This window comes from Gluconobacter sp. Gdi (assembly GCF_014132155.1).
Lineage (GTDB): Bacteria > Pseudomonadota > Alphaproteobacteria > Acetobacterales > Acetobacteraceae > Gluconobacter.
In genome coordinates, this window is record NZ_BLJQ01000002.1 from 317,614 (window position 1) to 330,165 (window position 12,552).

Annotated in this window: 14 protein-coding genes and 1 tRNA gene; 4 read left to right on the plus strand and 11 right to left on the minus strand. The window is 56.2% G+C overall.

The window, feature by feature from the left end:
* Positions 1-172 precede the first annotated feature (172 nt).
* Together JN414_RS05305 and JN414_RS05310 are read left to right on the plus strand one after the other, a co-directional pair.
* On the plus strand, positions 173-925 hold the full coding sequence (locus tag JN414_RS05305; protein ID WP_202207009.1) for a hypothetical protein: 753 nt from the start codon (positions 173-175) through the stop codon (positions 923-925).
* A 71-nt stretch (positions 926-996) separates the two neighbouring features.
* Positions 997-1,533 carry a hypothetical protein gene (locus JN414_RS05310; protein WP_237389887.1) on the plus strand — a complete coding sequence of 179 codons (537 nt, stop codon included), beginning with the start codon at positions 997-999 and terminating at the stop codon, positions 1,531-1,533.
* A gap of 2 nt (positions 1,534-1,535) precedes the next feature.
* Here JN414_RS05310 and JN414_RS05315 read toward each other — a convergent pair whose 3' ends face one another.
* The 8 genes from JN414_RS05315 to metK all read right to left on the minus strand — a co-directional run bounded on the left by JN414_RS05315 (position 1,536) and on the right by metK (position 8,388).
* Positions 1,536-1,994 carry an NUDIX hydrolase gene (locus JN414_RS05315; RefSeq protein WP_202207011.1) on the minus strand — a complete coding sequence of 153 codons (459 nt, stop codon included), beginning with the start codon at positions 1,992-1,994 and terminating at the stop codon, positions 1,536-1,538.
* A 115-nt stretch (positions 1,995-2,109) separates the two neighbouring features.
* Positions 2,110-2,186, minus strand: a tRNA-Pro gene (locus tag JN414_RS05320).
* Positions 2,187-2,245: 59 nt separating this feature from the next.
* Positions 2,246-2,941, minus strand: coding sequence for a signal peptidase I (lepB, locus tag JN414_RS05325; RefSeq protein ID WP_202207012.1), 696 nt, complete (start codon positions 2,939-2,941; stop codon positions 2,246-2,248).
* Positions 2,942-3,060: 119 nt separating this feature from the next.
* Positions 3,061-3,966 (minus strand): electron transfer flavoprotein subunit alpha/FixB family protein, encoded by a 906-nt coding sequence (locus tag JN414_RS05330; protein WP_202207013.1) that lies wholly within the window; start codon positions 3,964-3,966, stop codon positions 3,061-3,063.
* Positions 3,966-4,715: an electron transfer flavoprotein subunit beta/FixA family protein gene (locus JN414_RS05335; protein WP_202207014.1), complete on the minus strand. Its 750-nt coding sequence runs from the start codon at positions 4,713-4,715 to the stop codon at positions 3,966-3,968. The genes JN414_RS05330 and JN414_RS05335 overlap by 1 nt, the downstream gene beginning before the upstream one ends.
* A gap of 106 nt (positions 4,716-4,821) precedes the next feature.
* Positions 4,822-6,462, minus strand: a complete 1,641-nt coding sequence (locus JN414_RS05340) for an electron transfer flavoprotein-ubiquinone oxidoreductase (RefSeq protein WP_202207015.1) — start codon at positions 6,460-6,462, stop codon at positions 4,822-4,824.
* A 41-nt stretch (positions 6,463-6,503) separates the two neighbouring features.
* Positions 6,504-7,199, minus strand: a complete 696-nt coding sequence (locus JN414_RS05345) for a tRNA (guanosine(46)-N(7))-methyltransferase TrmB (protein ID WP_202207258.1) — start codon at positions 7,197-7,199, stop codon at positions 6,504-6,506.
* Between the two features lie 4 nt (positions 7,200-7,203).
* Positions 7,204-8,388: a methionine adenosyltransferase gene (gene metK, locus JN414_RS05350; protein ID WP_064275660.1), complete on the minus strand. Its 1,185-nt coding sequence runs from the start codon at positions 8,386-8,388 to the stop codon at positions 7,204-7,206.
* Positions 8,389-8,675: 287 nt separating this feature from the next.
* On the opposite strand from metK, the gene JN414_RS05355 reads away from it, so the two are divergent.
* Positions 8,676-9,473, plus strand: coding sequence for an SDR family NAD(P)-dependent oxidoreductase (locus JN414_RS05355; RefSeq protein WP_202207016.1), 798 nt, complete (start codon positions 8,676-8,678; stop codon positions 9,471-9,473).
* A gap of 24 nt (positions 9,474-9,497) precedes the next feature.
* Here JN414_RS05355 and dapB read toward each other — a convergent pair whose 3' ends face one another.
* Both dapB and JN414_RS05365 read right to left on the minus strand, forming a co-directional pair.
* Positions 9,498-10,244, minus strand: coding sequence for a 4-hydroxy-tetrahydrodipicolinate reductase (dapB, locus tag JN414_RS05360; protein ID WP_202207017.1), 747 nt, complete (start codon positions 10,242-10,244; stop codon positions 9,498-9,500).
* A gap of 45 nt (positions 10,245-10,289) precedes the next feature.
* Entirely contained in the window at positions 10,290-10,670 is a 381-nt protein-coding gene (locus JN414_RS05365) for a helix-turn-helix domain-containing protein (protein WP_202207018.1), read from the minus strand.
* Between the two features lie 93 nt (positions 10,671-10,763).
* Here JN414_RS05365 and JN414_RS05370 point away from each other — a divergent pair, with 93 nt between their 5' ends.
* Positions 10,764-11,369, plus strand: coding sequence for an FMN-dependent NADH-azoreductase (locus JN414_RS05370; protein ID WP_202207019.1), 606 nt, complete (start codon positions 10,764-10,766; stop codon positions 11,367-11,369).
* Between the two features lie 4 nt (positions 11,370-11,373).
* Here JN414_RS05370 and JN414_RS05375 read toward each other — a convergent pair whose 3' ends face one another.
* Positions 11,374-12,552, minus strand: coding sequence for a globin domain-containing protein (locus JN414_RS05375; protein ID WP_202207020.1), 1,179 nt, complete (start codon positions 12,550-12,552; stop codon positions 11,374-11,376).

Sequence of the window (12,552 nt, forward strand, 5' to 3'; positions counted from 1 at the left end):
AGATTTTTTGATAAGGCGTTGATGAAAGCCACTCCTCTACGGGAGTGGCTTTCATTTTTTTCGGAGCGTTTTGGCATGTGCCTTGGCTTTGCTTCGATCAGAACGAAGAACTCCCTGCAAATACGGCATGCCGCTCTGGTTTCTTCATTCTCTGTTCGTGGAGTGTTGATGAATGATTGAGCGTAGACTGGGCAAGTTGCCTCCGCGTCATGATGTACGAACCTATCGGCTTTCGCCCGTTCTGACGGCGCGGGTTCCCGAAGTTCCAGAGCACCAGGACTGGTCCCAGGGGGTGCCCTATCAGATGTGGGGCAATGATCAGTTCGGATGCTGTGCTTTTGCAGCTCATGCGGCTTTGACAGCAACCTGGACAAAAGTGGCCCAGGGGCTGGTGTTGCTTTCTAGCGAACAGGTTCTCCAGAACTATGGCGCTGTCACGGGATTTAATCCGGTAACGGGTCAAAATGATAATGGCACGATTTTGCTGGAGCAGCTGAAATACTGGAAGAGCAACGGATTTATTCGTCCGGGACAGACACGAGATTATCTGACGGCTTACGGTATTATTGATTCCCATTCAGTGAGCGGCATCAAACGCGGTATTTCCTATCTGGGCGGCGTTTTGGCAGGGGTGCAGGTTCCGCGCGGGTTCATGAGTCTTCCATTAGGTACCGATTGGGATTGGGATGCTGTGCAGGACCACGTTTTTGTCGGAGGGCATGCTATCGCCCTGACGGGGTACGCACCTGATGGTGTATTTTTCAATACGTGGGGCAGCCGGACCTTCATGCCGTGGAATACGTTCCTGAAGATTTGTGATGAGGCCTATGGGCTCGTTAGCAGACAGAACTGGCTCACGGTGCGAGGTCTTTCGCCAAAATCCGAAGACGTACAGGCCCTTGTTGCGGAAATGAGCGCAGCATGAAGCCGATATATTTTTTGCCTGTATGGTTGCTGCTTTCAGGCTGTGTCTTTGGTTCTAATGAACAGACTTCGGTGAGTGCAGCACTGGCCGGTGTTCAGAAGGATCTGGCCAAAGCCGGTGTCGTCAGTGTTTCCGAGGTTCAGGATTGGTCCGCAGAGCAGGCTCATCGCTTTGATGGGAACGTGCGTGCTTTACAATGTTCGCAACACACGTTGGACCCGGTTGTTGCGCTTGTTTCCGGGCCAGTGACAATGCAGCTAAACGGTAGTCTGACGCAGTCTGGCTCATTCTCTGTGTCTGCGCTGACAACTGTGCCTGTCATTGGCATTGCCGCAGATGCCAGCCGTTCAAAGACGCAACAGTTGAGTTTGCCTGTTCAGTTCGTGCCATTGTCTGCTCTTCCTGACGCGGAGATGCAGCGTGAAGTCGAATATGCCGGCGCTCTGCTCGGGCAACCCGGCGATGTTCGCGATAAAGAGGCTGGCAGAATTCTTAATGCGCGGCAGGCCTTGTACACGCATATTCACGGCCTTCAGACTCCGGAAATTCTAGCGGAATGTCAGCCGAACCAACCTTTGCATCCCTTTGTCGGGCTGAAACCGCTTTGAAATCAGGGGAGGTGGCCTGACATCGCCGTGGTTAGGAGCTCGAGCAGACGTTCCGGGAAAATGATTTCGGTCGTCTGTTCCAGCTCACGTCTAGACCACCAGTGATGGCCCTTGAGAACGTTCTTTTCGTTGGGCGTCCAGCCGGAAGAGGAGAGCGTGGTCTCTGGTGCACGAAGGGCAAAAAAGCGCTCGTCAGCTAAAACAGTTTCACCATTGGCGAGCGTTAAGGCGAATGTTCTCTGACCAATCTCAGAGCTGAGAAAGGGCGCGTTTAATCCTGTTTCTTCGTGCAGTTCGCGTTTTGCCGCCTGAACAAAATTTTCTCCATCCTTCAGGCTTCCGCCGGGGGTGGACCAGTAACTTCGCCCAGCCAATGCGCCTGAGGAGTGAAAAAACCTGAAGAGAAGGACGCGATCCTGCTGATCCAGAACCAGTAATCGGGCAGCGGGGCGTTGACGCATAGCAAACCTCCCGAGAACTGTTCGGGCTATGATTTTTGTATATGAAATTACGACACGGTTAGAGCGTCAAGTAACTACGCTCTGATCAGATTTTTCTGATAATCCGCTTATCGGCTGGTCGGAGTGAGAGGATTCGAACCTCCGGCCCCTGCGTCCCGAACACAGTGCTCTACCAGGCTGAGCTACACTCCGGCCGACGGCGCTTCTCCTACCGGGAATTTGCTTTCGTGGCAAGAGGATGGAGTGAAAAATCAGATGGAAAGCAATATTCTCTTGATGCTTCTCCACGAGAATAGAACAGTGATTGCGTGACCCTGAAGATTCCAGACTGGAAGCAGCCCTACACCACCTTCTGTTACGGGAACACGAGAGTCAGCTGAATTATCCCGGTTGTCCCCCATGACGAACAATCTTTCTGCCGGGACCGCAAATTCGGGGATGTTATCAAGTGGCCCATGGGCGGCCAATTTGATGATGTCATGGCGTACTCCGTCAGGAATCGTTTCTTCATAACGTTCACCGGAATGCGCTTGAGCACGATCTTCCTGATCAGAGCCCTCGTCTTTCCAAGGCAATATTTTCCCATTCAATACAATTCGGCCGTTTGTTAGTGCAATTCTGTCTCCGGGCAGGCCGATGACGCGTTTGACCCATGTTTCATGAAGATTTGCAGGGGCTCTAAAGACAACAATGTCGCCCCGGTGCGGCAAGTGACCAAAGATGCGTCTTTGCGTAACTTGGGCGAATGAGGAGCCAAAGGGTAGGGATGCTGTGCTCAGGCCATAAGAGGGTGCAGAAACAATAATTTCGTCACCGATCCTCAGGGTCGGTTCCATCGACGCTGATGGAACAATGTAAGCTGCACCGAGCGCGGTATGGATAAATAGCACACCCATAATTGGGGGCAGCGCAGCTAGAATTTTTTGGAAGATCTGACGGTATTTCATTGCGGTCTCTCCATGGCCGGAGAGTGCCATACGGCAGACGTTCCGCAACTTAAGCCTTGGGTAGGCTATGTCAGGAAAATTGCAGGTGACCTGTCATAATGGTCACCTGCAAAGACGTGTTAGAGAGCTTTTTCGAGTGCCGGAAGCACTTCAAACAGGTCGCCCACGATACCATAATCGGCAACGCGGAAGATCGGGGCTTCCGGGTCTGTGTTGATGGCCACGATCACGCGGCTGTCCTTCATGCCAGCCAGATGCTGGATTGCGCCAGACAGCCCGACAGCGATGTAGAGTTCTGGTGCCACGATCTTGCCGGTCTGCCCGACCTGCATTTCGTTCGGAGCAAAACCAGAGTCCACCGCCGAACGGGACGCACCAATTGCGGCATTCAGCTTGTCGGCAATTGGCTCAAGCAGCTTGAAGTTGGCTGCATCCTTCATGCCTTTACCGCCTGAAATAACCACCCGGGCGGATTCCAGTTCCGGACGATCGGACGCTGACAACTCAACCTTCACGAAAACTGACTTTTCGCTGGTTGGGGCTTCCAGTGTTTCGACTGCTGCAGAACCGCCATCCTTTGGAGCAGGATCAAAGCTGGAACTGCGAATGGTCAGAACCTTGATGCTATCGGCAGAACGAACCGTTGCCAGTGCATTGCCCGCGTAGATGGGACGCACGAACGTCTCGGCGTCCTTGATCTCCACAACATCCGGCACAGGTTGTACGTCAAGCAGGCCCGCCAGGCGCGGCAGAATATTCTTTCCGCTTGCTGAGGCAGACGCCACGATGTGGCTGTAGTCCTTTGCAATGGACGCCAGCAGGTCGGCGGCAGGCTCCGCCAGATCCGTGGCCAGAGCTGGCACGGACAGAACCCGCTTTACCCCAGGAAGGGCTGCGGCTGCGCTGGCACCTTCACCAAAAACGATGGCGTCTACATCGCCAAAGCGTGCGGCGGCTGTCAGGGCTGAACGTGACGCCTGACGAACTTCACCATTCTCGACTTCGAGCAGAACAAGAGCGGTCATCAGATCACCTTCGCTTCTGTCTTGAGCTTTTCGACCAGTTCGGCCGCGCTCTCAAGCTTGATACCTTCCTTACGTTCTGCCGGCTCTGCGACAGATATGACGGTCAGGCGGGAGGCCAAATCAACACCGAGATCGGCAGCCTCAAGCGTTTCAAGTGGCTTCTTGCGAGCTTTCATGATGTTCGGGAGGGACGCATAGCGCGGCTCGTTTAGGCGCAGATCGGCCGTCACCACGGCGGGAAGCATCAGGGAGACAACTTCCGTACCACCGTCGATCTCACGAGCGACTTCAATACGACCGTCCGCCACAGTGACTGCACTAGCGAACGTGCCTTGAGGCCAGCCGAGCTTTGCAGCCAGAATCTGGCCGGTTGCGTTCATGTCATCATCAATGGCCTGCTTGCCCATGCAGACAAGACCCGGCTGTTCACGTTCGACAATGGCTTTCAGCGCATTGGCGACGGCGCGAGGCTCAAGGGTGTCATCTGTTTTGACCAGAATGGCCCGGTCTGCACCCATGGCCATTGAGGTACGCAGAATGTCCTGCGCTGCTTGAACACCAATGGTCACCACAACCACTTCGGTTGCCACGCCTTTTTCGCGTAGGCGGATGGCTTCTTCCACCGCAATTTCATCGAACGGATTCAGGGACATTTTCAGTCCCTGCGTTTCGACACCACTACCATCGGCCGCTACACGTACCTTGACGTTGTAATCGACCACCCTTTTGACTGGGACCAGAATTTTCATCGTGATCTTTCGCTGCTGACGCCGCTGGAAAAACGGCCGCCACCGTAGCGGAAATGGATCAGGAAGTCACATTCCGGTCAGGAAGCGGCCCGTCTGTTTAGAGGATTTACATCCCGACAGGGTAGTTTGGGCCGCCACTGCCTTCTGGCGTGCACCATTCAATATTCTGCGTGGGGTCCTTGATATCGCAGGTTTTGCAATGGACGCAGTTCTGCGCATTGATGCGCAGCGACCAGTCATTGTCTCCACTCTTTTCCTGCTCATACACACCTGCGGGGCAGTAACGGCTTTCCGGTGCGTCAAACACGTCATGATTGACGGTGCGCCAGATGGCTTCGTTACGCAGCTTCAGATGGACAGGCTGGTTTTCTTCGTGATTTGTCGCACTTAGGAAAACCGAGCTAACACGATCAAAGGTCAGGACATTGTCTGGCTTCGGATAGTCGATCTGCTCGCACAGCGCCGCTGGACGTAAAGTCTCATTGTCTGCGTGCGGATGATGTAGCGTCCAAGGTGCGCGGCCGCGCAGAATCATGCTGTCGATGCCAGCATAGAGCGCGCCAGCCTTCATGCCCCACTTGGCGAAAGCCGGACGGATATTGCGGACATCGCGCAATTCGGACCAGAGCCAGGAATTGCGGACGCGCTCTGTCAGGCTTGAAGCTTCAGTACGCTCGGTCTGGAGCGCTTCGGCTACAGCCTCGGCGGCCAGCATGCCGGACTTCATTGCTGTGTGCGTTCCCTTGATTTTAGGAACATTCAGGAAGCCTGCCGAATCGCCAGCCAGAACACCGCCGGGGAATGTCAGGCGGGGAATGGACTGAAGCCCACCTTCCGAGAGCGCACGGGCGCCGTAGATCAGGCGCTTTCCACCTTCAAAATGTTCCCGGAATGCCGGGTGCAGCTTCGTACGCTGCATTTCCTCAAAGGGGGAGAGGTAGGTGTTGCTGTAGTCGAGGCCGGTCACGAAACCGTAGCTGACCAGATTTTCCCCGAAATGATAGAGCCATGCGCCACCGTAGGTGTGGTCGTCCAGTGGCCAGCCAAAGCTGTGCTGGACGAGGCCGGGACGATGCTTTTCCTTCGGGATCTCCCAGACTTCCTTGATGCCAAGGCCGTAAGTCTGGGTATCGACATCCTTGCGTAGGCCAAAACGCTTCATGGCATGAGCGCTCAGGGATCCGCGTGCGCCTTCGGTCAGGATTGTCTGTTTGGCACGCAGGATCATGCCGGGCGTGAAGTTGGAACCATGCGTGCCATCGCGTTCGATGCCCATGTCGCCCGTAATGACGCCAGCAACGCGATTGTTCTCAATGAACAGTTCAGCGCCCGCAAAACCGGGGTAGATCTCAACGCCAAGCGCTTCTGCCTTTTCACCCAGCCAGCGACAGACTTCCCCCAGAGACACCACATAATTTCCGTGGTTCGCCATATGGGGCATGACACGATCCAGATAGGGAATCTGAATGGCGCGCTTTTCCGTCAGGAAAAGCATGCGCTCTTCCGTGACTTCCGTGTTCAGGGGCGCACCGAGTGAGCGCCAGTCTGGCAGGAGTTCCTCAAGAGAGCGAGGCTCAATGACCGCACCTGAGACAATGTGTGCACCGATCTCGCTCCCTTTCTCAATCAAACAGACTGAGGCATCGGGAGCCACCTGTCGCAGGCGAATTGCCGCGGACAGACCGGCGGGGCCACCACCGACCACCACGACATCGAATTCCATTTCTTCGCGTTCGATCTGGGTCATGATGTCAGGAACTCACTGTAGTCAGATAAAGGGACGGCGCCTCAAGGGCGCCGGGTAAATGTCCAGTAGAAAGGCTGTCGACCTTCCCGGAAGGCTTTGGCCTCATATCGGGTTGGGGACCATCCTTCAGGACGTTCCGTTTCCGGAGGCGGTGCATCAAACAGATCCTGTTTGCCCATCACTTCCGTCACCCATTCCTGATAGACCGGATGATCGCTGGCGACGCGCCAGATTGCTCCGGGTTTCAGAACGCGGTGAACCTCCTTGAGGTTTTCCGGGTGGATGAAGCGGCGCTTCGCATGGCGTGACTTGGGCCATGGATCCGGAAACATCAGATAAGCCCGATCCAGGCAACTGTCCGGCATATCCTTCAGGAGTTGCCGAGCGTCTTCTGGCCAGATCCGGAAATGAGGCGGAGGCTCGGCTGTCTCGTCCTGTCCTTCTGGGACAAGACGCGACATAAGCGAGCACAGGCCGTTCTCGAAAACTTCAGAAGCAATGTACCCGACATCCGGGTTCATTTCAGACTGGGCAGCGGCATGCTCGCCGCCACCAAATCCGATTTCGAGAAAAACGCGCGATACAGGCGTGGAAAATCCGGCTGTCGGATTTTCAGCAGACGCAAATGTAAAGCGCGGCAGCACGTCTTCGAGAAGGCGCTGCTGTCTGGCCCGGAGCGGATGGCCGCGCTGGCGGCCGTACAGCCGCTCCGGCTGGGGTTTAAGAGACTGTGTCAGGGTCTTACCTGTTCAGTGCGTTACGGAGGGTGTCGACCAGATCTGTCTTTTCCCACGTGAAGTTGTCCAGAGCCTCATTCGGCACACGACCGAAGTGACCATAGGCAGACGTCGGAACATAGATCGGGCGGTTCAGGCGCAGGTGCTTGCGGATGCCGCGCGGGGACAGATCCACAACTTCATTGAGGAGCAGGCCAAGGCGTGCTTCGTCGATGTCCTTGCCTGTGCCATCGAGGTCCACATAGACTGAAAGCGGCTTGGAGACGCCAATCGCATAGCTGAGCTGGATCGTGCAGCGATCTGCAAGGCCAGCAGCCACAACGTTCTTGGCAAGGTAACGCGCAGCATAAGCAGCCGAACGGTCAACCTTCGTGGGGTCCTTGCCGGAGAATGCGCCACCACCATGAGGGGCTGCACCGCCGTAGGTGTCCACAATGATCTTACGGCCGGTCAGGCCAGCATCGCCATCCGGGCCACCGATGACGAAGTTGCCGGTCGGGTTCACATAGAACTCGTCTTCCGGGCAGCTCCAGCCATTCGGCAGAACGTCATTGACCACACCGCGAAGCGTTTCGCGGATCGTGTTCTGGCTCATGCCTTCAGCGTGCTGCGTGGAAATCACGACAGACGTGACGCCAACCGGCTTGCCATCGACATAACGCAGCGTGACCTGGCTCTTCGCATCCGGAAGAAGGCCAGCGCCACGGGCGTCGCCGTTCTTGCGGTAGTCGCGGATACGCTCAAGGATTGTCTGGGCGTAGAATAGCGGAGCCGGCATCAGGTTTTCGGTTTCGCGCGTGGCGAAGCCAAACATGATGCCCTGATCGCCAGCGCCTTCGTCCTTGTCGCTGCCACTGTCCACGCCCTGGGCGATGTCAGCAGACTGTGCGTGAAGGTAAGACGTGATGTCAGCCGTCTTCCAGGAGAAGCCAGCCTGGTCGTAGCCGATGTCCTTGATGGCCTCACGGACGCGGTCGATCAGCGTGTCTTCGACGGCCTCGGGGCCACGGACTTCACCGGCCAGAATGACACGGTTCGTGGTGACCAGCGTTTCACAGGCAACGCGGGCTTCCGGATCGGCTTCAAGATAAGCGTCCAGAACTGTGTCGGAGATACGGTCTGCCACCTTATCGGGATGGCCCTCGGAAACAGATTCAGAGGTGAACAGGAAATCGCCGTGATTGCGCACTCAGGGACCTCGCAGGGAATGAGTGGTGAAAAGGGCTGCAGGCGTCATGACGAACGGATGCAGCATTCAGGAGAGGCACGGCTTGGCGGAATTGAACGCAGGGGTCAAGGGGCTTAGGAAAACTTGGACATTTTTTCTGTGAAATCCAAAGAGAAGTCCTTGGAAAATCAGGAAAACCAACAGGGGTATTCACGTTTTCTCATGGTGCGAAATCAGGGGGAGACGACCGCCTTCGATCTCGATATTGTGGGCCGCAGGTGAAAGCACCGTATTTTCATGAGGCACCAATGGCATACGTCGTAAGTTTCTTTAGCGGTAAAGTTTGTCTCGTTACGGGCGCTGGGGGCAATATTGGCCTTGCGACTGCACTCCGGTTGGCAGAAATGGGCACGGAAATTGCTCTGCTCGACATGAATCCGGACGCTCTGGCCAAGGCAGAAGCCGCTGTGCGGGAGAAGGGCGTGAAAGCTGCGTCCTATGTCTGTGACGTCACATCCGAGCAGTCAGTAATTGATGTCGTCGGCCGCGTTGTCGAAGAGTTTGGAAAAATCGATTTCCTCTTCAACAACGCCGGGTATCAGGGTGCCTTTGCCCCGGTTCAGGATTATCCGTCCGAAGATTTCCCGCGTGTTCTGAGCATCAATGTCACAGGCGCCTTCCATGTGCTGAAGGCTGTCTCACGGCACATGATCGAGAACGGTTACGGTAGCATCGTGAATACTGCCAGCATGGCAGGTGTAAAAGGACCGCCGAACATGGCGGCTTACGGGGCATCCAAAGGTGCCATCATCGCCCTGACGGAAACTGCAGCCCAAGATCTGGCGCCCTACAACATCCGCGTTAACGCCATCAGCCCTGGTTATATGGGCCCTGGTTTCATGTGGGATCGACAGGTGGAGCTGCAGGCCAAGGCCAACACGCAGTACTTCTCCACCAATCCTGAAGAAGTTTCCAAGCAGATGATCGGTAGTGTGCCGATGCGCCGTTATGGCGATATCAGCGAAATCCCAGGCGTGGTGGCGTTCCTTCTGGGCGACGACTCCAGCTTTATGACGGGTGTGAACCTCGAAATCTCGGGCGGCTGACCACCTGGTTCTTCGTCGGAAAGATCAGTCTTTCCGACGAAGAACATCTGCCATGCCGTAAAGGCCAGGAGGCTGATGGGCCAGCCAGCGTGCAGCCATCAGTGCACCGCGGGCGAAAACCCGTCGATCCAGCGCACGATGAGACAAAGTGATCTGCTCGTCGGCTGCCATGAAGAGAAGATCGTGCTCACCCACAATCTGCCCTCCCCGCAGTGAGGCAAACCCAATAGCTTTATCCGGTCGCGGGCCGTTCTGATCCAGGCGAGCAACATCCTCGAACGCTACGTTTCGTCCTTCTGCAACTGCGCGTCCAATGGCCAGAGCGGTGCCGGACGGTGCATCAACTTTCTGCCGGTGATGAATCTCTACAATCTCCGCATCATAACCTGGCAGCCCTGCGCCAAGCTGCTTCGCGAGCTCCAGAAAGAGCGTTAGGGCCGGGGAGAAGTTGGCAGCCTGTAAAACCGGAATATGTTTCGCAGCCTCGCCCACGGCAGCTTGTGCCGTAGCGTCCAGACCGGTTGTTCCCAGAACCCAAGAGCATTTCGTAGCCGTGAAGGCCTCTGCGTGGGCTGCTACGGTTGAAGCGTGGCTGACGTCGATAATGACGTCGCAGCGTGTTGCTAATTCTGCCGGGTTAGTGGTGATGCTGCGTGCTGCATCTGCGTGACGGGACAGCCCGCCAGCCAGGGAGTCTCCCGCTTCTTCGGCGCAGAGAGCGCCCAGACGTCCAGTGATGCCAGCAATACCGATGCGGGGAGAAGTCGTCATAATCCGTGCCTGACCGTCAGAAACTATTGGGCGCAACCTAAGGGATTATTGGCGTGCGTCAAAACGGAGGCGGGCATTTTCAATCTGATCCCGGTGTGTGACAGCCCAGCGCCCAAAGGCTTCTGTGATGCTTTGCAGGGAGTGGCCAAGATCCGTCAATTCGTAATCCACGCGGGGCGGAGTAGTGGGGGTGACGGTTCGGGCGACCAGTCCATCGCGTTCCAGATTTCGCAGGGTCAGCGTAAGCATGCGTTGCGAAATGCCTTCGATGGATCGTCGGAGTTCACTAAAGCGCATGGAGCCGTCTCCCAGCATCCGCACGATCAAGATGCTCCACTTGTCTCCAATACGCGCCAGAATGGCACGGACAACAGCGCATGTGTCGCTTTCATGAGCTTCCGGAGGGGGAAGGGTACTAACATCCATGTGCCTATGATCCCTGAATGTGCCGTCTTGCGGAGGTGCAGAAAAGGTTTCTTATCATGTGCTAGTTACGATCAGGAACCGAAAGAAACTCCAATGAAACTGCTGCATATCGATTCCAGCATTCTTGGCGGATATTCCGCAACCCGCCAGCTGAGTGTGGCGATTGTGGACCGCTACCGTCAGAAGCATCCGGATCTGGAGGTTACGCCCCTTGATCTGGCGGTGAACCCGCTTCCTCACCTGGACGGCGAAGCTCTGTCTTTTCTGGGCAAGGACCTTACGGAAGACGCTGCCTCCAACAAGGATCTGGTAGCGGGCGCGAAAGCTCTCTCCGATTTTAAAGAGGCCGACATTCTCGTACTCGGTGTGCCGATGTATAACTTCGGCATTCCAAGCCAGCTTAAAGCCTGGATTGATCGCATTGCCATTGCCGGACAGACATTCCGCTATGGTGCGGATGGTGTTGAAGGGCTTGCTGGCGGTAAGACCGTCATTCTCGCTGTTGCTCGTGGGGGCATCTATTCGGAGGGTACGCCGCAGGCAGCCTTCGAGCATCAGGTGGCCTATCTCAAGGCCGTCCTCGGCTTCCTTGGTGTCACGGACGTGAAGGTCATCGAAGCGGAAGGCCTTGCAGTCAATAGCGGCAATGATCGCCCTCGCATCCTTGCGGAAGCGGAAAGCGCCATCGCCGCCCTCTGACAGATCAGTCTGTTACGCCGGTATCCGGTCCAAACGTCTCATAACGCAGACGATCGGCTGGGATGCCGGCCTTTGAAAGACCCTGAATCATATCACGCATGAACCCGGTCGGGCCGCACAGATAGCAGATGGCTCCCTCCGGAATGCGGGCTGCGACCCATGCCGCATCCGGGCGACCCTCAACAGACGTCAGACGCGTATGAAGCGTAATTGGGCTTTTCGCTTCCTTGGCGAGGCTGTTCAGTTTCCCTGGAAACGGTACGGCCGTTTCGGAATGGGCAATCTGAATAATACTGACCGCTGGTGAGCCTGACTGCGCGGCCAAAGACGCGATCATTCCAATCATGGGCGTGATCCCAATCCCTGCACAGATGAAGGCGATCGGCGCATCGTTTTTCTCCGGTAGGACAAACTCACCTGCCGGCGGCGATAGTCGAACCTGATGACCTTTGCAGTCCGGACTGTTGAGCCATGTGGAAACTGCACCGTTCGGAACGTGGCGCACGCTAATGGCGTAGGAATCGTGGTTGGGGCGCGATGTGATGCTGTAGTTACGTCGGGTCTGCCCATGTCCCGGAATATTTAGGTCCACACCCAGATATTGGCCGGGGATAGCCTGAATGACGGTTTTGCCATCCACAGGCTTCAGTTCCAGCGTCGTGACATTGTCGCATTCGCGCGTTGCATTGATGATCGTGAAGTCGCGCCAGCCTGCCCAGCCACCCTCGGCATGTGTGCTGGCGTCATAAAGCTGGCCTTCCCGGCCCATCAGAATGTCGGCCAGAGACCAGTAAGCACGGCCCCATGCATCCAGAATTGCAGGTGTCGCGGCGTCTCCCAGAACATGTTGAATCGCGCCGATCAGGGCAGTGGCAACATGTGGGTAATGCTCTGGCAGAATTTCCAGGCTGACATGTTTCTGGGCAATGCGCTCAACCGCTCCACCCATCACTCCGAGATTATCGATGTTCCGGGCATAGGCCAGGACGGCCATGGCGAGCGCGCGTGGCTGCGTTCCTTTGGATTGATGGGTCGGATCAAACATCTCAGCAATCGCCGGATCAGCCAGAAGGCGGCGGTACATCTCACTGGTGATGTCGAGACCATGCGCTTCGAGGGCCGGAATGGTCGCCTTGATGGTGGCAATGACGTCTGGCGTGAGGCTGCGGTCGGAAGAGGACAT